Origin of the sequence: Marinobacter vinifirmus, from assembly GCF_002258215.1 — a bacterium.
Lineage (GTDB): Bacteria > Pseudomonadota > Gammaproteobacteria > Pseudomonadales > Oleiphilaceae > Marinobacter > Marinobacter vinifirmus.
Genome location: NZ_NEFY01000001.1, coordinates 56,228 through 77,848 on the forward strand (window position 1 = coordinate 56,228; position 21,621 = coordinate 77,848).

Below are 21,621 nucleotides of genomic sequence, written 5' to 3' on the forward strand. Positions count from 1 at the left end.
GTTAGTTACGGTTAGGTGACAATTCAAACAGAATTGATCACTCTTTAGACGAATGTCTATAGGCCCTGAGCTCAAGGTGAGCTAAACCAAAGTTGAGCAATCTGCGTACGGTCCATGATGACAACCAGAAACACACCCTTGCAGCAAGAAACCTTCGCTTTCCTGGATATCGAAACCACCGGCGGAAACCCGCAGCGCGACAGGATCACGGAAATCGGCATCCGGTTCTGGCGAGCCGGTGAGGTGGTGGGGGAATGGCAAACCTTGCTGAACCCGGAGACCAGAATTTCCGGCTTTATCGAAAGGCTCACTGGCATCACGAATGTGATGGTGGCTGATGCGCCGCTGTTTGCCGATATTGCTGATGAGCTGGAGCAGCAGCTGCAGGGAAAGGTCTTTGTTGCCCACAACGCCCGCTTTGACTATGGCTTCATAAAGTCCGAATTTCGCCGTTTGGGCCGTCCGTTCAGTGCGAAGGTTTTGTGCACGGTGCGCCTGTCCCGGGCGTTGTATCCGGAACATAGCCGGCACAACATGGATGCCCTCATTGCCCGTCACAATTTACCTGAGGTGGAGCGGCATCGGGCCATGGGCGATGTAGCGGCGATGCTGGCGTTTTTCGAGCATGCCCGCGCAGAGCACGGTTCGGATGCCATCAACAACGCTATTCGGAAGCTCTTGCAGCGCCAGAGCACGCCCTCAAACGTACCTGCCGAATTATTCGCCGGACTGCCCCATGGCCCGGGTGTTTACCGGTTTTACGGTGACAACGATGTGCTGTTGTACGTTGGCAAAAGCACCAACATAGCGCAGCGGGTGGCATCCCATTTCTCGGGAGACCATCAGTCCAGCCGCGGGCTACGGCTGTCTGAAAGCCTGCGCAGGGTGGAGTTCACAGAAACCGCCGGTGAGTTGGGGGCGTTGCTGCTGGAACTCAAACAGATCAAAACCCTGAACCCCCTCTACAACCGCCGCTCCCGGGCGGCAAAGCAGCTGGCCAGCATGGTGTTGGAAGAGGGTGCCGGCGGCTATCTGCAGGCACGCATTGCCCGCAGCCTGCAGCCGGATCAGTTGGGGCAGTATTACGGCCTGTTTCGCAGCAAGCGGGATGCGGTGGCGGCGTTACGGGGCATTGCTGGCAAGAATGACCTTTGCGGCAAGCTGCTGGGCCTGGAACCTACAGGCCCCGGGCCCTGTTTCCAGCGAAGCCTTGGGCGCTGCAAAGGTGCCTGTGAGGGTGCCGAGGACGTAACCCGCTACAACCTGCGCATGCAGATTGCCTTCCATGGCCTGCGCCTGAAAACCTGGCCCTGGGCCGGTCCGGTAGCTCTGGTGGAGCAGAATCCGGATAACGAACGCACAGACCTGCTGGTTATCTGGAACTGGATACACCTGCAAACCCTGCACAGTGAAGAGGAACTGGTAGACTTTCAGCCTGGAAACGAACCGGTCACCTTCGACCTGGATTCCTACAAACTGCTGGCCAAGGCACTTCTGGGGAAAGACAAAAACCATCACCGCATCATCGAGTTGCCCGCTGTTGCACAACCGGCTGTTCTTATGCCGTGAGTGGCGTATTATGGGCAGATTCACCCTGTCACTTAGCAATGAGTCACTGAGAGAAACCGATGAACAGAGAACCCGTGTCCCGCGAACTTTTCGATGAAGTTATGGTGCCCAACTACGCCCCCGGAAACATCATTCCGGTGCGAGGCGAGGGCTCCCGCGTGTGGGACCAGGAAGGGCGAGAGTTTATCGATCTTCAGGGCGGCATTGCGGTCACCAGCCTTGGCCATGCCCACCCGGGCCTGGTTGGTACATTGCAGGAACAGGCCGAGAAAGTCTGGCACCTGTCCAACGTAATGACTAACGAACCGGCCCTGCGCCTGGCCAAAACCCTGTGCGACCACACCTTCGCCGAGCGGGTGTTCTTCGCCAACTCCGGTGGCGAAGCCAACGAAGCCGCCTTCAAGCTGGCCCGTCGTTATTCGTGGGAACACTATGGCCCGGAGAAGCATGAAATCATCTCCTTCAAAAACGCCTTCCACGGCCGCACCCTGTTCACCGTCAGTGTGGGCGGCCAGCACAAGTACCTGGAAGGCTTTGAACCGGCCCCGGGCGGCATTCACCACGCCGAGTTCAATGACCTGGACTCGGTAAAGGCGCTGATCTCCAAGGAGAAAACCTGTGCCGTGGTGGTTGAGCCCATCCAGGGCGAAAGCGGCGTACTGCCGGCCGATCCCGAATTCCTCAAGGGCCTGCGCCAGCTGTGCGACGAAAACAACGCTCTGCTGGTGTTCGACGAAGTGCAAACCGGTGTCGGCCGCACCGGCTACCTGTACGCCTACGAAATGTACGGCGTAACCCCCGACATCCTGTCCAGCGCCAAAGGCCTGGGCGGCGGTTTCCCGGTCGCCGCCATGCTGACCACAGCCAAAGTTGCCGCAAGCCTCGGCGTCGGCACCCACGGCAGCACCTACGGCGGCAACGCCCTGGCCTGTGCCGTGGCCCAGAAGGTGATCGACACCGTCAGCCAGCCGGAAATCCTCAAAGGCGTCAACGCCCGCTCCGACAAGCTCCGCAAAGGCATGATGGACATCGGCGAACGCTACGGCGTGTTCTCCGAAGTGCGCGGCGCCGGTTTGCTGCTAGGCTGTGTATTGACCGAGCAGTGGCAGGGCAAGGCCAAGGACTTCCTGAACGCCGGGCGGGAAGAAGGCGTGATGGTGCTGATGGCCGGCGCCAACGTGATTCGTCTTGCGCCGTCCCTGATCATCCCGGAAGTCGATATTGAAGAAGCGCTGGAGCGTTTCGAGGCAGCGGTTAAAAAACTGACGGCATAATTCCGAAGCTGCACGGTTGATGACACAGTAGGTGATGGGCCGGGAACGCCCTTCCGGAAATTTCGCAGGCCATGGATGGCCGGAGAGAAGCGCACAGGGGTGAGGCAAGCGTTTATGAAGCTAAGCTTCATGCGTAGCCGAACGACAGCAATCTATGATTGCTGGCTGGACCCGCTTGCGGGTGCTTGTAGCGGTTTCCGGAAGGGCGTTCCCGGTTCAGCACCGGTCGGCTAACGACGTTGTATGTCTTACCGGAAGAGGGAGCAAGCCCATGTGGCGAGTCCGTCCAGCAAAACTGGATGACCTGCAACAAATACTGGACATAGCCGGAACCCAGGGCGCCAGGCTATCTTCTACGCTACCCAAAACCGAACACCGCCTGGCCGAACGCATCAGCCACGCCCAGGCGTCTCTCGCCGCCCCGGCTCCCAAAACCCCACGGCGCATCCTGCTGGTGCTGGAAAATACCGAAACTGGCCAGATAGCAGGTACCGCCGGCATAGACAGCCGCGCCGGCAACGGCGAACCCTTCTACAACTACCGCCGCGACCACCTGATCCACGCCTCCCACGAACTGGGCACCTCCCGGCGAGTCGAGGTGCTTTACCCCAGCCACGGACTAACCGATCACACCTTGCTGTGCGCCTTCAGCCTTCGCCCCGAACTGCGCGAGACGACCGCTTTCGAGCTGCTCTCCCGGGCCCGGATGCTGTTCATTGCCAGCCACCGGGACTGGTTCAGCTCGCGCATGGTGGTGGAAATTCAGGGCGTTCAGAACGAAGACGGCAGCGTACCCTTCTGGGACAGCCTGGGCCGGCACTTCTTCAACATGGACTTTGAAACCGCAGACCAGTACTCCGGCCAGCTCAGCAAAACCTTTATCGCCGAGCTGATGCCGCCCAACCCCATCTACGTCACCCTGCTGAGCGACGCCGCCCAGGCCGCCATCGGCCAGCCCCACCGCCAGACCCAGGCAAATTACGAGTTGCTTCAGCAGGAAGGCTTCCTGCCGGGTAATTACCTGGATATCTTTGATGGCGGGCCGGTTCTGGAGGCTCGCACGGATGGCCTGCGAACCCTGATCACCAGCCACCCGAAAACCCTGCATGGCAGCCACGACGAACATGGTGAAACCTGCCTGGTTGCGGCCGGTGAAGGTGAGCATTTCCGGTGCCTGCTTACCCCGATGGCAGAAACCCTCACCGACGATGTGAAAGTGCCGGTCAGTGCCTGGAAGGGGCTGGAAAAGAGTGCCGGCGACCGGGTAAGGATCTCTCCGCTATGACCACGAAAAAGGGGAGGGCACCAACATGCTGTTGATCCGGCCACTGCAGGAAAACGACCTGGATGCCCTGTATGCCATGGCGCAGAATGCCGGCAAAGGCCTGACCACACTACCGGCAGACACGGAGCTGCTGCAACGCAAGATCGACCGTGCCCGGGACTCCTTCAGCCAGCGTTGTGCCCCGGAGGCGGGCCTTTACCTGTTTGCGCTGGAAGACACCGAAACCGGGCGGGCGGTGGGCATCAGCGGCATCGAAGCCCGGGTGGGGCTCGAGGAAGTATTCTACAACTATCGCCTGAGCCTGACGGTAAACGCCTCCCGCGAACTGGGTGTGCACGTGCGGACGCCCACCCTGCACCTGTCTAACGACATGACCGACACCACCGAAATCTGCTCTTTGCTGCTGGCAGACAATTACAAGGGCGGCGGCAACGGGTTGTTACTGTCCCGCTGCCGGTTCATGTTCCTGGACGAATTTCGCAAGCATTTCTCCGACAAGGTGTTCGCAGAAATGCGTGGCGTGTCGGATGCCAATGGCCAGAGCCCCCTGTGGGATGCCCTTGGCAGCAAGTTCTTCGACATGGAGTTCAGCCAGGCGGACCGGCTTTCCGGCCTGGGCAATAAGTCTTTCATTGCTGAACTGATGCCGAAATACCCCATTTACTTGCCCATGCTGCCCGACAGCGCCCGGGCGGTGATTGGCCGGGTGCACGACAACACCCTGCCGGCCCTGAAGATGCTGGAAGCCGAGGGCTTCAACTTTAACGGCATGGTCGATATCTTCGACGGCGGCCCGGTGGTGGAAGCCTTTATTCACAACATCCGCAGCATCCGCGAATCCGTCAACCGGCACGCCATGGTGGTGAGTAAACCGGTCGATCTCGATGTGCCGCCGGAGCAGCGGGTGATGATCTCCAACCGCTCGTTCCGGGATTTCCGGGTAACCACCATTCCCGTGGACTGCATCGAGCCGGATACCATCCGGTTGCCCCGGGATGTGGCAGATGCGCTTCGGGTAGAGTCCGGAGACCCGGTTCGGCTGGCGCCCCTGAAAGATCAATTACGAATTCCGCACCGAAGGTGAGAGAGATGGCAACACACGCAGTTGAAGCGAACTTCGACGGCCTGGTCGGCCCTACCCATAATTACGCCGGGTTGTCCTGGGGTAACGTGGCGTCGAAGTCTAACGTGAACGCCGTGTCCAACCCCAAAGAGGCGGCTCTGCAGGGCCTTGCCAAGATGAAAAAACTGGCAGACAGGGGCTATGTGCAGGCGGTGCTGCCGCCCCACGAGCGGCCCCATATTCCCACCCTGCGGGCCCTGGGCTTTGCCGGCAGCGACCGGCAGGTTCTGGAACAGGCTGCGCAGGCGGATCCGGCCATCCTGGCGGCGGTGTCGTCTGCCTCGGCCATGTGGACCGCCAATGCCGCCACGGTATCGCCAAGCGCCGATACCGCAGACCACCGCGTGCACTTCACCCCGGCCAACCTGAGTGCCAAGTTCCATCGCTCCATCGAACATAAGGTGACGGGCCGGGCCCTGAAAGCCATCTTCACCGATGAAAGCTATTTCGCCCACCATCCGGCCCTGCCATCCGTCAGTCACTTTGGTGACGAAGGTGCCGCCAACCATACCCGTTTGTGTGCTGGTTATGGCGACCCCGGAGTTGAGTTGTTTGTGTATGGCCAGGCGGCGTTCAATGAAAGCGCGCCGGCACCGGTGAAGTACCCGGCCCGGCAGACGCTGGAGGCCTCCCGGGCGATTGCAAGGTTGCACGGGCTGGACGACCGCCATGCGGTATTCGCCCAGCAGAACCCGGCGGCCATTGATGCCGGCGTGTTCCACAACGATGTGATTGCGGTGGGTAATGGTAGCTGCCTGTTCTACCACGAGCTGGCGTTTCTGGATGAAGGCGGAGTGCTGTCGGATATCCGGGCGCGTTTGGCCGGAACCGAGCTGCAACCGGTGCGGGTCTCAGCGGCAGAGGTGCCGATTGAAGATGCCGTGGCGTCTTACCTGTTCAACAGCCAGTTGCTGAATACCCCGGACGGCATGTTGCTGGCGGTGCCGGGCGAGTGCCGGGAGGTAGCGTCGGTCAGCCGTTACCTGGACAGCCTGCTGCAACAGAATGGCCCCATTACCGCAGTGGAAGTGTTCGATGTAAAGCAGTCCATGCGCAACGGCGGCGGCCCGGCCTGCTTGCGCTTGCGGGTGGCTCTACGGGACGACGAGTTAAAGGCCATCAACCACGGTGTGATCTTTACCGACGAGCTGTACAACCGCCTGACGACGTGGGTGGAAGGCCATTACCGGGATGAGCTCAGCCAGCAGGACCTGGCAGACCCCATGTTGCTTGAAGAAGTACGCAAGGCACTGGATGAGTTGACCGGTATTCTCGGGCTGGGCTCGATCTACGATTTCCAGCTGTGACAGGCATCAGCTGGCAATAGAGCGGGTGAGCATGTCCATGGTGTGATGAATCAGGTTGTCGGCGGGAAAGTCCGGGTTTTCCCCCGCTTCTGCCTGGCACAGCATGATCACCCCGTGCAGGGCGCCGCGCAGATACAACGCGGTCTGGGCCGGCGAGGTGATGCGCTCCCGGCTCATTGTGCCATCCTCAAGGCCTTTGTGGATGGCCGCTTCCATCAGTTGCATCAGCTCGTTCCTGGAACACATCATCTCCGACGCCTGTTCCTGCTCAGCCTCTGCCATGGCGGTTGAGGCCTTGGTCAGGGCCGAAAAGTAATCCGGCTCTTCCCGGTAAAACCGGTAGTAGGCATCTCCCATGGCGCGGATCTGGGCCAGCCCGGTATCTGCCGCTGTGCGTGCCTGCTCGAACCGGGCGACCAGGCTCTGGCCGGCCCGCAGCATGATGCCCCGCTGAATCGCCGCCTTATCCTTGAAGTACACATACAGCAACGCGCGGCTCAGGCTGGCGGTACGGGCGATGTCGTCCATGGAGGTGCGATCGTAGCCTTTCTCGGAAAACACCAGCTCGGCGGCGTCCAGAATGGCATCGTACCTTGCCTGTTTTTCCCGTTCCCTGCGTGTTTTCAACGGCTCGTTCATGGTGCTTCCGGTGTTGTGGTCATGGCCTGAATGATAACTGATAGAGGATAAAAGCCGATTATTGACAATTTGTCAAAGAGTGACATGATGTCGGGAAAACAACGGCGGCTTCTGACGGAAACAGGCGCCAACAAATCATCTATTCAGGGAACGGGGCTGACCAGTCATGTCTCTCTTCGTGCGTTCATTGCCAATAACTCTGGCCAGCATGCTGCTGGCTGTCGTGTCTTTATCCGGCTGCAACAGCAGTGCCTCCGAACAGGCTGCAGACCAGCCGGTATCGGTTCGGGTGGCCGAGGTAACCGGTGGCCAGGTGGTGGAAATTCCGCTGCGCTTCTCCGGTATTGTGCGGGCGGCCCAACGGGCCACCCTGACTTTTCAGGTGAGCGGTACGCTGAAAGAGCGACCGGTGGAACTGGGGCAGACAGTGAAAGCCGGAGATGTGCTGGCCAGTGTGTATAACCCGGCCCTGGAACCGGCAAGGGATTCTGCTGCGGCCCGGCTGGATGAACTGAAAACCCAGTACGACCAGGCCCAGCGGGAATGGGAGCGTTCCAGCCGCTTGCACCAGCGCGGTGTGGTCTCGGAACAGAGCCTGGAACAGATCGCCGCCCGGCGGGATTCCCTGCGGGCCAGCATGGCCACGGCCCGGGCCTCCCTGGCGGAAGCCACCCGATTACTGGAAGAAAGCGTATTGAAAGCCCCGTTTGCCGGCCAGGTAGAAGCCCTGCTGGTAGAGCGGGACGAATTTGTCGCCGCCGGGCAGCCGGTGGTTCGCCTGTCTTCGCCACTGGGCCGTGAAGTGGAAGTGCGGGTGCCCGCGCATCTGTTGGGCCATGTGCGGCTCGGGCAGGAGCTGCCGGTCTGGCTGGTGCAGGACCGCAACCGGGAGCCGGCTACCGGAACTGTGGTGGAGATTGCCCAGGGCAGCTCCATCCGTGGCGAGCTGCATCCGGTATTGGTGAGCCTGCCACCGAATTCCCTTTCTGCCGGTGAACCGGTGGAGGTCGGCATTGCCCCGGTTCAGGAGTCTGCGGTCACCGTGCCCCTGCTGGCGGTGATGCGGGACAGCACTGGAACCAGCGTGTTCCGGGTTGAAAATTCTGTGGCCTACAAGGTGCCGGTGGAAGTAGACCGGGTGATCGGCGAGCGGGTGATGATCCATACCGGTGCCCTGAACCCCGGTGACCAGGTGGTCTATGCCGGTATGACCCGGCTGGTGGATGGCGACACCGTGGAGGTGCGCTGATGACCCGCCGCCTGCTGAATTACCAGCGCTTGCTGGGCATGGTAGTGACCATGCTCTGTGTGCTGGGCATTGCCGCCTACAGCACCATGCCACGCCAGGAAGACCCTACCTTTCCGTACCGGGCCGGCATGGTGACTGTGAGCTATCCGGGCGCCAGCGCCGAGGCGGTTGAGCGCCTGGTACTGCGCCCGTTGACCGATGAACTGCGCCAGGTGGAAGAGCTGGACTGGAGCCAGGGCACAGCACGCACCGGCGTGGCGCTGGCCCGCCTGAAACTGCGTGATCACATCTACGACACCGACAGCGCCTGGGACCGGGTGCGCCAGGCCATGGAGCGGGCACGGCAGGATTTCCCGGACGATGTCGGCCTGATGACCCTGGACGACCGGCTGATTGATATTCCTGCGGTGGTGTTGGCGGTGGGTGGTTCGTCGTCCGTCACCGAACTTTCCGGTGTGGCGGAGAAACTGAAGCAGAACCTGCTGGATATTCCCGGTATCTCCCGTATCGACCTGGAAGGCGACGCCGACGAACAGATTACCCTGGCGCTGGACGACGCCGCGCTTTACCGCCTTGGCGTAGCGCCCAAACGCATCCTGGATACCCTGGCCCGGCGAAACCAGACCATCCCCGGGGGCTTTGTGGTGGTGGAAGGCAAGCGGTTGTCGGTTCTTCCCAATACCGAGTTTGCTGATATCGACGCCATTCGCGCTACGCCCATCGAGTTGCCGGATGGCTCCCAGGTGCCCCTGGCGGCAGCCGCGGAAGTCTGGCGCGGACCGGCGGAACCTCGCCAGCCGGAAACCTGGTTTGATGGCGAGCGGGTAGTGCTGCTTTCGGTGATCATGGAAGAAGGTTCCACCGACGCCATCCGTTTCGGCGAGCGGATTCGCGAGCGGCTGGAACAGGTACGTGCTGACTTCGAGCCCTACGAAATCCGCGAGATGTTCTTCCAGCCCGACAAGGTATCCGACCGGCTGGACGACCTGGCCTGGAGCCTGGTGCTGTCGGTGCTGATTATCGTAGCAGTGGTGTTTACCGGCATGGGCATTCGCATGGGGCTGCTGGTGGCATCCATCCTGCCCATGGTGGCCCTGATCAGTGTGGGGCTGTACGACCTGGGCGGTGGCGTGCTGCACCAGATTGCCGTGATCGGCATGGTGATCTCGCTCGGTATCCTGATTGATAACGCCATTGTGATTGTGGAGAACATCCAGGGTCACCTGGACGAAGGCATGCGCCGGCTGGATGCCCTGCGCAAGGCCGTTGGCGAGCTGGCCGGGCCACTGGGTGCGTCTACCGGCACCACGCTGGCAGCCTTCGCACCCCTGCTGATGGCCAAGGGCGGTGCGGCTGATTTCACCCGTGGCGTGCCGGTGATGATCATGCTCACGCTGTCGGTCAGTTACCTGCTGGCCATTTCCGCCGTGCCGCTGCTGGCGGCCCGGTTCCTCAAGCCGCGAAAGAATATCCACAAAGACCGGTTGATGGGCCTGGCCCGTTCGCTGGGTGGCCTGGTATATCGCTATCCGGGCCGTTTGATTGTCGCGGGCACTCTGTTGGTCGCCATCAGCGTGGGCATGACGCCGTTCATGGCCCAGCAGTTTTTCCCCAACGCAGACCGGCCCCGGGTTATTGTGGAAGTGTATCTGCCCGAAGGCACCGACCAGGCACAAACCTCCGAGGCCGCTGCGCAGCTGGAACGGGCCATTCGCGCCCGCCCGGAAACCCTGGAAGTGCACCGGTTTGTCGGTTTCACCGGCCCGGCGTTTTACTACAACCTGCAGCGAGCGCCCCAGGCACCTAACCGGGCCAGGCTGGTGGTGCGTACGCCGGCGCTCGAAGACACCACAGATCTCGTAGACTGGATTCGCCATGAGCTGGCGCCCACCGTGCCGGAGCTGGATATTTCTGCCGGTATTCTGGGGCAGGGGCCGCCGCGTACCGCGCCGGTTGAAGTGCGAATTTATCACCCCGATGACGCTACCCGTGCCCGTGCCACCGAGCTGGTGTTCAGTGTGCTGCGTGGCGTAACCGGCACCGTCGACGTACGGCACGACCTGGACATCGGTGTGCCCAGTATTGCCATCAACGTAGACGACGCCACCGCCGCCCGTTACGGCCTGACCCGTGCAGGCGTAGCCCAGAGCCTGTACGGCCAGAGCTATGGCGTGGTGGCCGAGCGTTACCGGCAGGAAGATGATCCTATCCCCATCATCCTGCGCTCCCGGGAAGGCACCGCGCTGTCGCTGTCACGCCTGTTGTCTGTGAACACCTACAACGACCAGGGGGATGCCATTCCGCTGTCGGCCGTGGCCACGGTTGAAACCACCTGGGAGCCGGCGGCCCGATACCTGAGAAACGGTGTGCGGGTGAATGCAGTAACGGCGAACCTGGAAGACGGCTACAGCTTCAGCCAGGCCCTGGACGGCTTGTTCGCAGCACTGGACGAACAGCCCCTGCCCGCCGGCACCCGGGTAGAACTGGGTGGCGATGCCGAAGGCTCCAACAATGCCAACAGTGCCCTGCTGACCGCAGCACCCATCGGCATCCTGTTGCTGCTGTTTTTCCTGCTGCTACAGTTCAACTCGTTCCGCCGGGTTGGCATCATCCTGCTGACGGTGCCGCTGGCCACCGTGGGAATCTTCCCTGGGCTGGTCTTGTCCGGCTCGCCGTTCGGCTTTCAGTCGTTGCTGGGGGTGATTGCGCTGGTAGGCATTGTGGTGAACAACGCGATCGTATTGCTGGATGTGATGGACCGGGAGCTGGAAAAAGGCCGGGCCATTGCCGATGCAGTGCGCACCGCCGTAGAACAACGCACCCGGCCCATCCTGCTGACCACAGCCACCACCGTGGCCGGCCTGCTGCCGCTGGCGTTTTCCAGCTCCACGCTGTGGCCACCCATGGCCTGGGCCATCATCTCCGGCCTGCTGGCCAGTACCGTGCTCACCCTGCTTGTGATTCCATCAGTGTGCGCCAAGGTCATCAAACTGCCAGTAGCCGAGCCGGAAAACGCCCCGGCGTAAAACAACAGGGCCGGGTCATCACCCGGCCCTGAACTCGTTCTTCGCACGAATCATCAAACCCACACGTTGCCCAACCGGCACGTGGGGATTGGGAAACACCACCGCCTCCGGCGCCGTACCCACCCGGTAGCTGGTTTTGTCATCTTCCCAGATCACCGTGCCGGGCTGGTACTGGGTAAAATTCGCCACCTCATCCGGCACATGAAACCGGAACGACGGCCCGGTGTTCAACACCTCATGCACCACCTCGAACACCGTTAACCGGTCAAACGGCGGCCGGGCCTGTGGTGCTGGCGTTCCGGAAAACCGACGACGCAATGCCCGCTCAATGCCGCGGAACCGTCGCAAATCATTCCGCCCGAACGCTTCAACCTTACCCAGCTCCACCGTAAAACTCTCGGCCTTCAAAAGGCTGGATGTAAACGACGAAAACACCGTGGATTCCTGGTGCTGAAGCAGCAACGTCTCCACCTCCGCCTCCAGCAAAAACTCACACTGACCCGCCGGCACCGACCGCCCCGACACAAACGGATACAAGGCAAACCGCTCCCGCTTCGACGGCCGGATCGCCGTATGCAAATCATAGTGACTCAACGCCAGCCCATGATGCGCCATCGCAAACTGCCGGCACATCTCCTCCAGAAACTGCGCCCGCCGCGCCTCCGGCAACCCCTTATACTTCGCCTGCCCGTGCGCCCCGTTAAACAGCCGGTTCATGTTCACATCCACAAACCGCTGCCCCGCCACCATCGCCGGCGGATTACCCAGAATCAGCAACACCGGACACCCCAGCTGCCACTCCCCGGCAAACAACTCCGACACCAGCCCGTTCAACACCTCAATCGGCGCCGTCTCATTCCCATGAACCCCGGCTGATACAATCAGCGCTTCATTGTTCACATTCTCCCGCCCGGCCGGCGGCGTCAGCCACAACACGCCGTTGGCCTTCCGTGAAACCTGTGTTCCGTCCGGCAACTGTCGCTTGGTTTCGGGTAGATCAGAGGATGCAGAGGCCAGGGTGTGAGCCAGCCAGTCGGGGTGGAAGTCAAAGAGGTGGTTGGATGCGTTCATGGACTCCCCGTAAGAGGTTCGGGGCCGTCTGGCAGGATAGGTTCTCCGGGAATTTCGAAGGCCATGGATGGCCGGAGAGAAGCGCACAAGGATGTGCTCGTAGCGGTTCCCGGAGAACCTATCCTGCCAGATGGCCGTGCTCCCATAGAAGGGAGCTCAACTTAACCATTAACAGGCCGCTGATGCCGCAAAAGATGATTTTCCAGTTTGCGGAAAACAAACACCAGAATAAACGTCAAAGCCATGTAGCAAAGCGCCACAAAAATAAACGCCTCAAAAGGAGCATAAAACCGCGAATAAATATTCCGCGCCGCCCCCGTAAGATCCACAATCGTCACCACACTGGCAATCGCACTCGCATGAAGCATAAAAATCACCTCATTCGAGTATGCCTGAACCGCCCGCCGCGCCGCACTCGGCAGAATAATCCGCCGCATCCGCAGGAACCAGTTCATGCCGTAAGCCTTCGCCGCCTCAATCTCGCCATTGGGCGTAGAAATAATCGCCCCCCGGATAATCTCCGTGGTATAGGCAGCAGTATTCAGGGGGAACGCCAGCAGGGCAGGGTACAGCGGTTCCTTGAAAATCTCCCACCAGAAAGTGTCCTGAATACCCGGAATCTGCGCCACACCGTAGTAAATGATGTACAGCTGGATCAGCAGCGGTGTGCCGCGGAACAGATAGGTGTACAGCCAGATAGGGCCAGACACGAACGGATTCTTCACGGTGCGTAGAATCGCCAGCGGCACCGCCACAACCAGGCCAATCACCAATGACAGGAACACCAGATGCACCGTAGTGACCAGGCCATCCCAGTACTCCATGATGGTCATGGCATTAAAAATATCGTTCTGGTTCAGCCACTCAGCAATGAAATCAGGCATCACTTAATTCCCCCGAACCACGCCGACATTGGCCCGCTTGTCGAGCCACTTGATGAACAACTCCGAACCCGCCGTCAGCGCCAGGTAAACCGCCGCCACCGGAATAAAGAAGTGGAACGGCATGCGCTCGGCCTTGGCGGCTTCTTCCGCCACCCGCACCATATCGGTCAGGCCGATGATCGACACCAGCGCAGTCGTCTTTAACAGCACCTGCCAGTTATTGCCGATGCCGGGCAGGGCATGGCGCAGCATCTGCGGAACCATCACCCGACGGAAGGTGTGCCAGGTGGAAAAACCATAGGCCCTGGCGGCCTCGATCTGGCCCTTTTCAACAGCCAGGAACGCGCCCCGGAAGGTTTCCGTCATATAGGCGCCGAAAATCAGTCCGATGGTCACCACGCCAGAGATGAACGGGTCGAACTGGAAAAAGAAGTCGATTTCACGGGTTTCCCACAGATAGTCCGACAGGGCATTCACCGCCACCTGACCGCCGTAATAGAACAGCAGCATCATCACCAGGTCAGGCACGCCACGAATCAGCGTGGTGTAGGCGGTGGCGACACCGGTCAGCACCCGGCTGCCAGAGAGCTTCGCCGAGGCGCCAAGCAGGCCCAGGGTGAGGGAGAGTGCCAGTGAGAAGAAGGCCAGTTCAATGGTAACCACAGCGCCTTCAGCGAGGGCCGGGCCATAGCCTTTCAGATCAAGCATGGGAATGTCCGGAAAGCAGGGGAGCAGCCATCAGGCTGCTCCCGGGGTCAGGTTAAATCTTGATGTCGTAGTTGAAGTACTTCTGCATGATGGTGTCGTAGGTACCATCTTCTTTCAGCTTCTTCAGGGCCGCGTTCACGTCGTCAGCCAGCTTGGCATCGCGCTTGCGCATGGCAACGCCAACACCTTCACCGAGTTTTACCGATTCGCCGACTTCCTTGTAGCCTTCGCGGTTCAGGATGGTCTGCTCGCCTACCGGATAGTCAACAAAGACCGCGTCCAGACGCTGGCCTTCCAGGTCCAGGACCATGTCTTCAGCGGTGGTATAGCGCTTGATGTTCACCACGCCACCCATGTTCTCGGTTACGTAGGTGTCCATGGTGGTACCGCGCTGCACGCCTACGGTCTTGTCTTTCATGGCGTCCATATCGGTTACGTCAGTGTTGAAAGACTCAGGGCCGAACCAGCCGCCCGGGGTGATGTAGTACGGCTCGGAGAACAGCACCCGCTCGGCGCGCTCCGGGGTGATCGACATGGAAGACATGATCAGGTCGAACTTACGGGCCAGCAGGCCGGGAATCATGCCGTCCCACGCCTGGATAACGAACTCGCAGTTGGCCTGCAGTTCTTCGCACATGGCGGTTGCCAGCTCCACTTCGAAACCGGTCAGTTCGCCGTTGTCATCACGGTACTCGAACGGCTCGTAGGGAACATCAAAGGCGATCCGCAGATCCTGGGCCTGGGCGGTGCCGGTCATCATGGCCAGGGCACAGCTTGCTGCAACAATCAGTTTTTTCATGTGTCACTTCTCCAGTAATTTGCCGTTAAGGCTTTATTCTTTGTGGAAGTTTCAGTTCCATTACCGGTTTCAAGATAGCACCGGGATTCAGAACTTGGGAGCAAGAAATTGCTTCATGCGCTCGGATTCCGGGTGATCGAACACCTTGTCCGGTGATCCCTGCTCCTCAATCACGCCCTGATGCAAGAACAGGACCTGGGTAGACACATCCCTTGCAAAAGCCATCTCGTGGGTAACCACAATCATGGTGCGGCCTTCCTCGGCCAGACTTTGCATAACTTTCAATACTTCGCCCACCAGCTCCGGGTCCAGGGCCGAGGTGGGTTCGTCAAACAGCATCACTTCCGGTTCCATGGCCAGGGCTCGGGCAATGGCCGCACGCTGCTGCTGGCCGCCGGACATCTGGGCCGGGTAGTAATCCTTGCGCTCATAGATGCCGACTTTGTTCAGATACGCCTCGGCCCGCTCGATGGCTTCCTTTTTAGGAATTTTCAGGACATTCACCGGGGCTTCTATAATGTTTTCCAGAACGGTCATGTGGGACCACAGGTTAAAACCCTGGAAGACCATGGAAAGCCGGGCGCGAATCAGTTCTACCTGCCGGTTATCGGCCGGAATGCGCTCGCCCTTGCGGTTGTTTTTGAACCGGATTGGGTCACCGTGCACGATAATGTCGCCGGAAGTGGGTGTTTCCAGCAGGTTAATGCAGCGCAGAAAGGTACTTTTACCTGAACCGGAGCTGCCGATCAGGGAAACCACGTCGCCCTTGCGGGTTTCCAGAGAGATGCCCTTGAGGACTTCAAGCTGATCAAAGGTCTTGTGGATGTCCCTGCAAATCAGAGGCGCGGGTTCCGCCATGGGGTGACTCCTGGGGGCTGTCATTCAAAGGCGCATGTTTTACGGACTGTAGCCGTGGAAATCAATACCGCTTTGTAGGGTTTTGGTGAAAATAGCAGCAGTTTCCTGCAGAATATTCTGGCGTAATGTTTGATCAATGCAAGCAATACCATAACCAGATTAATCATAAACACTTTCACAGGATGTGGAATCATGCCAAGGATAATGGCCCTGAGCCTGCTATGTGTGGCGCTGGCAACACCCGCCATGGCCGAAATCTACCGCTGGACGGATGCCAACGGCGCCATCCACTTCTCCGATACGCCTCCCAAACAGCAGCGGCATGCCAGTGTGACGGTACAGCCGCCGGTGATTGTGCCCATGAGTGAGAACATCCGCCAGGCCGACAAGGTGCACCGGAGCCGGGCTGAGGTGAACCGCCTGCTGGAGCCCGGTTCCCGGGACCGCTATGCGCGGGCCCGGGAAACCGAAAAGCTGGCCAGGCAGTGTGAGAAATACCGAAAGCAGCTGGGCCGGATTCAGGGCCAGCTCAGGGCCGGATACGGCAATGACCGGGGCAACAGGCTGCGGCAAAAACGGCGCCAGGTCAGTCAGTTATACAGCCGGGAGTGTATGCTCAATTAGTCGGGTTTGCGGAAAACTCTGATTGCTGTTTGATAATAATTACTGTTAGCTATCTACCTTGCACAGGAGGTAGATTTTGTCCCACTTTCAGCTCGCACTGTTACTCGGCATGACCGTTGCGCTGGGGCCGCTGGCCCTGGATGCGTATTTGCCGGCGTTTCCCAGCATCGCCGATGGCTTCGGCATTCCCCATGCCGATGTTGGCCTTACCCTGAGTGCCTATGTGGCGACGCTGGGGGTTGCGCAGCTGGTGGGCGGGCCGCTGTCTGACCGTTACGGGCGCCGGAATATCCTGTTTGCGGGGCTGGCGGTGTTTGCGGTGGCCAGCCTGATGGTCGCACTGGCCGACAATCTCACCAGTATGATCGCCTGGCGCGTGGTGCAGGGCGTTGGCGGTGCCTTCTGTGCGGTATCGGTACCGGCCATTGTGCGGGACCAGGTTGGCGGGCAGGAAGCCGCCCGACTGTTCGGGCTGATCGGGTTGATCATGTTTATTGCGCCGGCGGCGGCACCGTCCCTTGGTGCCCTTATGCTGGCGCTGGGCGACTGGCACCTGATCTATGTGTTCCTGGCCGGCTACGCCTTCTTCCTCGCCGTGGTGCTTCAGCTTGCTTTGTTTCCCCGTCTCAAGCCCCGTCCCCGGGCAACAACCCCTGTCAAAACCCTGGTGACCAACTACATGCTGGTGCTCAGGCACCGCACCACCATGCGATTTATCGGCATCCAGGTAATGTGCTTCAGCAGCATGATGCTGTTTATTACCCATTCATCGTTTATCTACCAGGAGTGGTTCGGGCTGTCGAACAGCACCTTCTCCATGCTGTTTGCTGCCAACATCGGCTTGATGGCGGTGCTGAACCTGGTCAACCGGCCACTGCTGCGCAGCTTCTCATCAGTGGTTTTGCTGCGGGTGCAGGTGATTATCCAGTTCGTGATGCTGCTTGGCCTGGTTGCGGTGGTTATGATGGACGGGCCCTTGTGGGCGGTGGCCGGGTTTATTATCGCCGCAGTGGGCTGTCAGGGCGGTATTGTGCCGAATAACATGGCGAATGCCCTGGAGTTCTTCCCGCATATGGGCGGCACCGCAGCGGCTATGTTGGGGGCGTCCCAGTTTACCCTGGCGGGGGCCATCAGCGCCCTGTCTGCCGCATTCGGGGGTGAAGCGTTGCTGCCGATTGCCCTGAGTATGCTGGCCTGTTCAGTGGGCGCAGTGTTGCTGTCACTGGGTGCCCCGGCGGCAGTAGCCCGGGAGAAAGCCGCAGAAGCGTCGGCGGAGGCTGCGGCCTGAGGTTCAGGCCGTGCTGAAGTTGCTGTTGCGCCGCACATTCACCAGCAGCGGGCTGCCAGTGGCGGGGTCCTGAATCAGGTCGCAGCTGACATCGTAGAGTTCCTGCACCAGCTCCGGCGAGACAATCTCCGCCGGAGTACCTTCCTCGATAATCTTCCCGGCTTTCATGGCCACCATGTGGTCCGCATAGCGGCAGGCGCTGGCCAGGTCGTGCACCACCATGGCGATGGTCTTGCCTTGCCCGCTCAGGGTACGAATCAGTTCGAACACTTCAATCTGGTGGCCCAGGTCGAGCGCCGAGGTGGGTTCGTCCAGCAGCAGCAACGGCGTTTGCTGGGCTACCGCCATGGCAATCCAGGCCCGCTGGCGCTGTCCGCCCGAGAGGGTATCCAGCGCACGCTCCGCCAGGCCGGCAACATCTGCCGCCTGCACTGCATGATCAAACGCCTGCTGATCTTCGTTTGACCACTGCTTCATCCAGCCCTGATGGGGCTGGCGGCCGAAACGTACCAGGTCGGCCACGGTCAGGCCTTCCGGGGCGGTGTTGTCCTGGGGGAGCAGCGCCAGTTTGCGGGCTACGTCTTTGGACGGCAGGCGGTGAATGTCCTTGCCGTCCAGCAGCACCGAGCCTTTTGCCGGTGCGTGGATGCGGGCCAGGCCGTTCAGCAGGGTGGATTTGCCGCAACCGTTGGGGCCGACAATGGCGGTCACCTTGCCGGTGGGCAGGGCCACGCTCAGGTTTTCGGCCACGGTGAAATGGCGATGGGCCAGGGTAATGCGGTCTGCTGCCAGGGTCGAGGTTTGTGCAGGGCTCATGTCAGGCTCCTTCGGGAAGGTTTCAGCAGAATCCACAGCAGGTAGGGGCTGCCAACAATGGCGGTAATGATGCCCACCGGAATCTCCAGCGGCGAAAACAGGGTGCGCCCGAGCAGGTCTGCTACCACCATAAAAGTGGCTCCGGCCAGCGCCGAGGCCGTCAACGGAACCTTGCCGGGCCGGCAGATGGTTCGGGCCAGCTCTGGTGCCAGCAGGGCAATGAGCCCTACCGGGCCGCACACCGAAACCGCCAGTCCGGTGAGCAACACCGACAGCGCCAGCCCCAGAATACGGGTGGCTTTCAGGCGGGTGCCCAGGGCGATGGCCACAGCATCGGAAAACTGCAAGGTATTCAGGGCCCGGCTGATCAGCATCAGGATGGCATAGCCGGCGGCCAGGCCGATGGCCAGTACCAGCACACTGTTGCCGGAGCGGGCATTCAGGCTGCCGACGGTCCACGGATAGGCGGCGTTGGCAGCATCGATGGCCACCCGGCTGAGCAGTACCTGGGTAACTGCGCCGGCAATGGCGCCAATACCGATGCCGGCGACAATAAACCGGTAACCCCGGGTGCCGTTGGCTCCGGCCAGGCCAAAGGCGATGGCAGTAGCGCAGGCAGCACCGGCCAGGGCCATGGCCGACGGTGCCAGGGACAGGCCAACGCCCACCACGGACGCCACGGCAAAGGCGGTGGCGGCGTTATCGATACCGATAATGCCCGGCGTGGCCAGGCGGTTTCTGGCCAGGGTCTGCATCAGGCAGCCAGCCATGGCCAGGGCCGCGCCGCTGAGCAGGCCGGCAACAACTCGGCTAAGGCGCAGTTCATTGACGACAAAGGCGGTCATCGGGTCTGCGTTGCCCATGAGGGCCTGCAGAACATCTGGTGGTGGGACCTGAACGGTGCCCATCGATAGCGATGTGATCACCGCCAGTAGCAGCAAAACCAGCAGGCTGCTGTTGGCAAGGGTGGTGCGTTTATCCGGCATGATTAATCAGTAAACCTCGGGGTTACAGCGACGGCATACGGCCGGCACGAACAATGGCCAGCAGCACCGGGGCGCCGATCAGCGCGGTGACCACACCAAGGGGCAATTCCGCCGGGGCGGCTATCAGGCGTGACACCACATCTGCGGCCAGAATCACGGCAGGCCCTACCGGCACACACAGCCACAGGGTTTTGCGGATATCCGGCCCGGCAAATGCCCGGGCAATAAAGGGCACCACCAGCCCGACAAAGATCAGGGGCCCCGCCAGGGCGGTGGCTGATCCCACCAGCAAGGCCACCGCCAGCACGATCAGGAACCGGATGCGCCCCGGATGATGCCCCAGGCCTACGGCCGCTTTTTCGCCCAGCGCCATGGCGGCGAGAGGCCGGGCAACGATAACGATAAGAATCAGTGCAGCCAGGATCGAGGGCAGGGTGGCTTGCAGCATGCTGAGCGGTTTGCCGGCGATGCTGCCGGTAATCCAGAAACGGATTTCATCAGCGGCACGTTGGTCCATCAGCATCAGCATGGAGGTAAGGGCCAGCAGCAGGCCGGTTAGAGTGGCACCGGCCAGAATCAGCCGGACCGGGTCGTTACCCAGCCCCTGTACACGAGTGGCCGCGATAACCAGTGCACAACCGGCCAGGGCGCCCAGCTGGGCAACGAAGCTGGTCAGGGTGGCGGTGCTGGCGCCAAACAGGATGGCCAGGGCCACGGCAAAGCCACTGCCGGCACTTACGCCCAACAGGCCCGGCTCGGCCAGCGGGTTGCGGGTCATCGACTGCAGCAAGGCGCCGGCCAGGCCAAGCGCAAGGCCGGTCACCAGGCCGATGATGGTGCGTGGCAGCCGTAATTCGCTCACCACAAACCGGGCTTCTTCGCTGCCACTGCCGGCGAGCACCATAAAAGCTTCGCTGGCCGAGATCGGGCCGGCCCCGTAGAGCAGGCTGGCGATGATGATCAGAAACAACAAAAGCCCCGCCGCAATAAGCGGCAGGGAAAGAGCGCGAGACGCAACTGCGCTGGTTGGGGACAAAGCGTTCAAGGGCTCGGCCTTCAGGGCTGGATTGCGTTCACGGCAGCTTCGATATCATCCAGGATCGTAAGCGCGGCAAGGGGGCCGGTGGCGCTGGTCCAGAGTTGCCCGCTGACACTGATGACCCGGTCATTCTGCACCGCATTCAGCCGGGCAAAGGCCGGGGACTTGCGGGCTGCATCCAGTGCTTTGTCGCCGTCTTCGTTCAGCGTGGCCAGGAACACCCAGCTCTGGTCCATGCTGGACAGGTTTTCCAGGCTCAGAGGCTCACTGTGCGGGCGCCCTTCTTTCACCAGATCCTTGTCGGTCAGTTCAAAACCCACGGCCTGCAGCAGTGATGCAGAAAACAGGCCCTCAGCCATCACCAGCGGCCCCTGGGGCATCCAGCGCACCAGGGCAGCATCACGCTGACCGGCCGGGATCTTTGCAGAGACCACTTGTGCCACCTCGGTAATCCGCTCCTTCACCTGTCCGATTACCTTTTCAGCCTTGGCTTCGCGGCCCATAGCCTTGGCGAACAGCCGGGTTTCACGTTCCCAGCTGTCTGGCTGGAACATCGGCACGTTGGAGGCAACCACCGGGGCAATCCGGGACAGCAACGCTACCTGCTGCTGGTTAATGCGGGGCGGAGCCAGGATCAGGTCCGGCTGTGCGGCAATCACCGCTTCGATATTGGTTTCCGCCGGTGCGCCGACAATCGCGATGTCGCCGGCTTCGGATTTGATGTACTCGGCCACGTCGCTGCCGCCACGGGTAATGACTGCCCCCACGGCATTGGCATCAACCGCCAGCGCAGCGTCCAGTGCGCCTTCGTACAGGGTGACCACGCGCTCGGGCTGACCACTGATTTCAACCGGCCCGTAGGCGGATTCAACGGTTCGGGTATCGGCCAGGGCTTTGCCGAGGCCGGCAGAACCCACGGCTACAGCGACCAAGGTATGAAGCAGTGTGCTGCGAAGGCGGTTTGATAGCTGTGACATACCGGAAATTCTCCATGCCGTGGTGTTAGATAGTTTGCAATTTAAAGTGCAAAAGAATGATAATGGTTCGCATTAATATTTTAAAGCCCTAAACCGGAA

General features: G+C 60.7%; 19 protein-coding genes. 9 read left to right on the top strand and 10 right to left on the bottom strand.

The features are described 5' to 3' along the window. The first annotated feature begins 117 nt into the window (after nucleotides 1-117). The 5 genes from B9Q17_RS00220 to astB all read left to right on the top strand — a co-directional run bounded on the left by B9Q17_RS00220 (nucleotide 118) and on the right by astB (nucleotide 6,558). Complete coding sequence (locus tag B9Q17_RS00220) at nucleotides 118-1,569, top strand: exonuclease domain-containing protein (RefSeq protein WP_094623638.1); 1,452 nt, start codon at nucleotides 118-120, stop codon at nucleotides 1,567-1,569. Nucleotides 1,570-1,628: 59 nt separating this feature from the next. Next, entirely contained in the window at nucleotides 1,629-2,843 is a 1,215-nt protein-coding gene (locus B9Q17_RS00225; protein ID WP_094623639.1) for an aspartate aminotransferase family protein, read from the top strand. 271 nt (nucleotides 2,844-3,114) lie between these two features. Continuing rightward, on the top strand, nucleotides 3,115-4,128 hold the full coding sequence (locus B9Q17_RS00230) for an arginine N-succinyltransferase (protein WP_022988114.1): 1,014 nt from the start codon (nucleotides 3,115-3,117) through the stop codon (nucleotides 4,126-4,128). Nucleotides 4,129-4,153: 25 nt separating this feature from the next. Further along, nucleotides 4,154-5,212, top strand: a complete 1,059-nt coding sequence (gene astA, locus B9Q17_RS00235) for an arginine N-succinyltransferase (RefSeq protein WP_094623640.1) — start codon at nucleotides 4,154-4,156, stop codon at nucleotides 5,210-5,212. Nucleotides 5,213-5,217: 5 nt separating this feature from the next. Further along, nucleotides 5,218-6,558: an N-succinylarginine dihydrolase gene (gene astB / locus B9Q17_RS00240; protein WP_094623641.1), complete on the top strand. Its 1,341-nt coding sequence runs from the start codon at nucleotides 5,218-5,220 to the stop codon at nucleotides 6,556-6,558. Between the two features lie 6 nt (nucleotides 6,559-6,564). Here astB and B9Q17_RS00245 read toward each other — a convergent pair whose 3' ends face one another. Continuing rightward, entirely contained in the window at nucleotides 6,565-7,197 is a 633-nt protein-coding gene (locus B9Q17_RS00245; protein ID WP_094623642.1) for a TetR/AcrR family transcriptional regulator, read from the bottom strand. Nucleotides 7,198-7,363: 166 nt separating this feature from the next. Between B9Q17_RS00245 and B9Q17_RS00250 the strand changes: the two genes are divergently transcribed. Together B9Q17_RS00250 and B9Q17_RS00255 are read left to right on the top strand one after the other, a co-directional pair. Next, the gene (locus tag B9Q17_RS00250; RefSeq protein ID WP_094623643.1) at nucleotides 7,364-8,446 is read left to right on the top strand and encodes an efflux RND transporter periplasmic adaptor subunit; all 1,083 of its coding nucleotides are present in this window, start codon (nucleotides 7,364-7,366) and stop codon (nucleotides 8,444-8,446) included. Further along, on the top strand, nucleotides 8,446-11,472 hold the full coding sequence (locus B9Q17_RS00255) for an efflux RND transporter permease subunit (RefSeq protein WP_094623644.1): 3,027 nt from the start codon (nucleotides 8,446-8,448) through the stop codon (nucleotides 11,470-11,472). The genes B9Q17_RS00250 and B9Q17_RS00255 overlap by 1 nt, the downstream gene beginning before the upstream one ends. An 18-nt stretch (nucleotides 11,473-11,490) precedes the next feature. Here the strand turns inward: B9Q17_RS00255 and B9Q17_RS00260 are convergent, their stop codons facing one another. The 5 genes from B9Q17_RS00260 to B9Q17_RS00280 all read right to left on the bottom strand — a co-directional run bounded on the left by B9Q17_RS00260 (nucleotide 11,491) and on the right by B9Q17_RS00280 (nucleotide 15,792). Continuing rightward, entirely contained in the window at nucleotides 11,491-12,543 is a 1,053-nt protein-coding gene (locus tag B9Q17_RS00260; RefSeq protein WP_094623645.1) for a succinylglutamate desuccinylase, read from the bottom strand. Nucleotides 12,544-12,704: 161 nt separating this feature from the next. Then, nucleotides 12,705-13,427: an ABC transporter permease gene (locus B9Q17_RS00265; RefSeq protein WP_094623646.1), complete on the bottom strand. Its 723-nt coding sequence runs from the start codon at nucleotides 13,425-13,427 to the stop codon at nucleotides 12,705-12,707. A gap of 3 nt (nucleotides 13,428-13,430) precedes the next feature. Continuing rightward, nucleotides 13,431-14,135, bottom strand: coding sequence for an ABC transporter permease (locus B9Q17_RS00270; RefSeq protein WP_094623647.1), 705 nt, complete (start codon nucleotides 14,133-14,135; stop codon nucleotides 13,431-13,433). Nucleotides 14,136-14,187: 52 nt separating this feature from the next. Continuing rightward, the gene (locus tag B9Q17_RS00275; RefSeq protein WP_022988123.1) at nucleotides 14,188-14,934 is read right to left on the bottom strand and encodes a transporter substrate-binding domain-containing protein; all 747 of its coding nucleotides are present in this window, start codon (nucleotides 14,932-14,934) and stop codon (nucleotides 14,188-14,190) included. A gap of 87 nt (nucleotides 14,935-15,021) precedes the next feature. Further along, a complete protein-coding gene (locus tag B9Q17_RS00280) occupies nucleotides 15,022-15,792 on the bottom strand; it encodes an ABC transporter ATP-binding protein (protein ID WP_058341766.1) in 771 nt (256 codons plus the stop codon). A 192-nt stretch (nucleotides 15,793-15,984) separates the two neighbouring features. Between B9Q17_RS00280 and B9Q17_RS00285 the strand changes: the two genes are divergently transcribed. Continuing rightward, entirely contained in the window at nucleotides 15,985-16,416 is a 432-nt protein-coding gene (locus tag B9Q17_RS00285) for a DUF4124 domain-containing protein (RefSeq protein ID WP_094623648.1), read from the top strand. A 76-nt stretch (nucleotides 16,417-16,492) separates the two neighbouring features. Further along, the gene (locus tag B9Q17_RS00290) at nucleotides 16,493-17,704 is read left to right on the top strand and encodes a multidrug effflux MFS transporter (RefSeq protein WP_094623649.1); all 1,212 of its coding nucleotides are present in this window, start codon (nucleotides 16,493-16,495) and stop codon (nucleotides 17,702-17,704) included. Between the two features lie 3 nt (nucleotides 17,705-17,707). Here B9Q17_RS00290 and B9Q17_RS00295 read toward each other — a convergent pair whose 3' ends face one another. From B9Q17_RS00295 to B9Q17_RS00310, 4 genes are all read right to left on the bottom strand, one after another. Beyond that, nucleotides 17,708-18,520: an ABC transporter ATP-binding protein gene (locus tag B9Q17_RS00295; RefSeq protein WP_094623650.1), complete on the bottom strand. Its 813-nt coding sequence runs from the start codon at nucleotides 18,518-18,520 to the stop codon at nucleotides 17,708-17,710. Then, nucleotides 18,517-19,506: a FecCD family ABC transporter permease gene (locus B9Q17_RS00300; RefSeq protein WP_094623651.1), complete on the bottom strand. Its 990-nt coding sequence runs from the start codon at nucleotides 19,504-19,506 to the stop codon at nucleotides 18,517-18,519. The genes B9Q17_RS00295 and B9Q17_RS00300 overlap by 4 nt, the downstream gene beginning before the upstream one ends. Before the next feature lie 22 nt (nucleotides 19,507-19,528). After that, complete coding sequence (locus tag B9Q17_RS00305) at nucleotides 19,529-20,479, bottom strand: FecCD family ABC transporter permease (RefSeq protein ID WP_244177265.1); 951 nt, start codon at nucleotides 20,477-20,479, stop codon at nucleotides 19,529-19,531. Between the two features lie 83 nt (nucleotides 20,480-20,562). After that, nucleotides 20,563-21,522 (bottom strand): ABC transporter substrate-binding protein, encoded by a 960-nt coding sequence (locus B9Q17_RS00310; protein WP_094623652.1) that lies wholly within the window; start codon nucleotides 21,520-21,522, stop codon nucleotides 20,563-20,565. Between the last annotated feature and the right edge of the window lie 99 nt (nucleotides 21,523-21,621).

Coding starts and splice junctions, on each gene's coding strand:
- B9Q17_RS00300 (WP_094623651.1), bottom strand. CDS start 19,506: ATGCCGGATAAACGCACCACCCTTGCCAACAGCAGCCTGCTGGTTTTG.
- B9Q17_RS00230 (WP_022988114.1), top strand. CDS start 3,115: ATGTGGCGAGTCCGTCCAGCAAAACTGGATGACCTGCAACAAATACTG.
- B9Q17_RS00245 (WP_094623642.1), bottom strand. CDS start 7,197: ATGAACGAGCCGTTGAAAACACGCAGGGAACGGGAAAAACAGGCAAGG.
- B9Q17_RS00220 (WP_094623638.1), top strand. CDS start 118: ATGACAACCAGAAACACACCCTTGCAGCAAGAAACCTTCGCTTTCCTG.
- B9Q17_RS00280 (WP_058341766.1), bottom strand. CDS start 15,792: ATGGCGGAACCCGCGCCTCTGATTTGCAGGGACATCCACAAGACCTTT.
- B9Q17_RS00250 (WP_094623643.1), top strand. CDS start 7,364: ATGTCTCTCTTCGTGCGTTCATTGCCAATAACTCTGGCCAGCATGCTG.
- astA (WP_094623640.1), top strand. CDS start 4,154: ATGCTGTTGATCCGGCCACTGCAGGAAAACGACCTGGATGCCCTGTAT.
- B9Q17_RS00265 (WP_094623646.1), bottom strand. CDS start 13,427: ATGCCTGATTTCATTGCTGAGTGGCTGAACCAGAACGATATTTTTAAT.
- B9Q17_RS00260 (WP_094623645.1), bottom strand. CDS start 12,543: ATGAACGCATCCAACCACCTCTTTGACTTCCACCCCGACTGGCTGGCT.
- astB (WP_094623641.1), top strand. CDS start 5,218: ATGGCAACACACGCAGTTGAAGCGAACTTCGACGGCCTGGTCGGCCCT.
- B9Q17_RS00295 (WP_094623650.1), bottom strand. CDS start 18,520: ATGAGCCCTGCACAAACCTCGACCCTGGCAGCAGACCGCATTACCCTG.
- B9Q17_RS00310 (WP_094623652.1), bottom strand. CDS start 21,522: ATGTCACAGCTATCAAACCGCCTTCGCAGCACACTGCTTCATACCTTG.
- B9Q17_RS00225 (WP_094623639.1), top strand. CDS start 1,629: ATGAACAGAGAACCCGTGTCCCGCGAACTTTTCGATGAAGTTATGGTG.
- B9Q17_RS00270 (WP_094623647.1), bottom strand. CDS start 14,135: ATGCTTGATCTGAAAGGCTATGGCCCGGCCCTCGCTGAAGGCGCTGTG.
- B9Q17_RS00275 (WP_022988123.1), bottom strand. CDS start 14,934: ATGAAAAAACTGATTGTTGCAGCAAGCTGTGCCCTGGCCATGATGACC.
- B9Q17_RS00285 (WP_094623648.1), top strand. CDS start 15,985: ATGCCAAGGATAATGGCCCTGAGCCTGCTATGTGTGGCGCTGGCAACA.
- B9Q17_RS00255 (WP_094623644.1), top strand. CDS start 8,446: ATGACCCGCCGCCTGCTGAATTACCAGCGCTTGCTGGGCATGGTAGTG.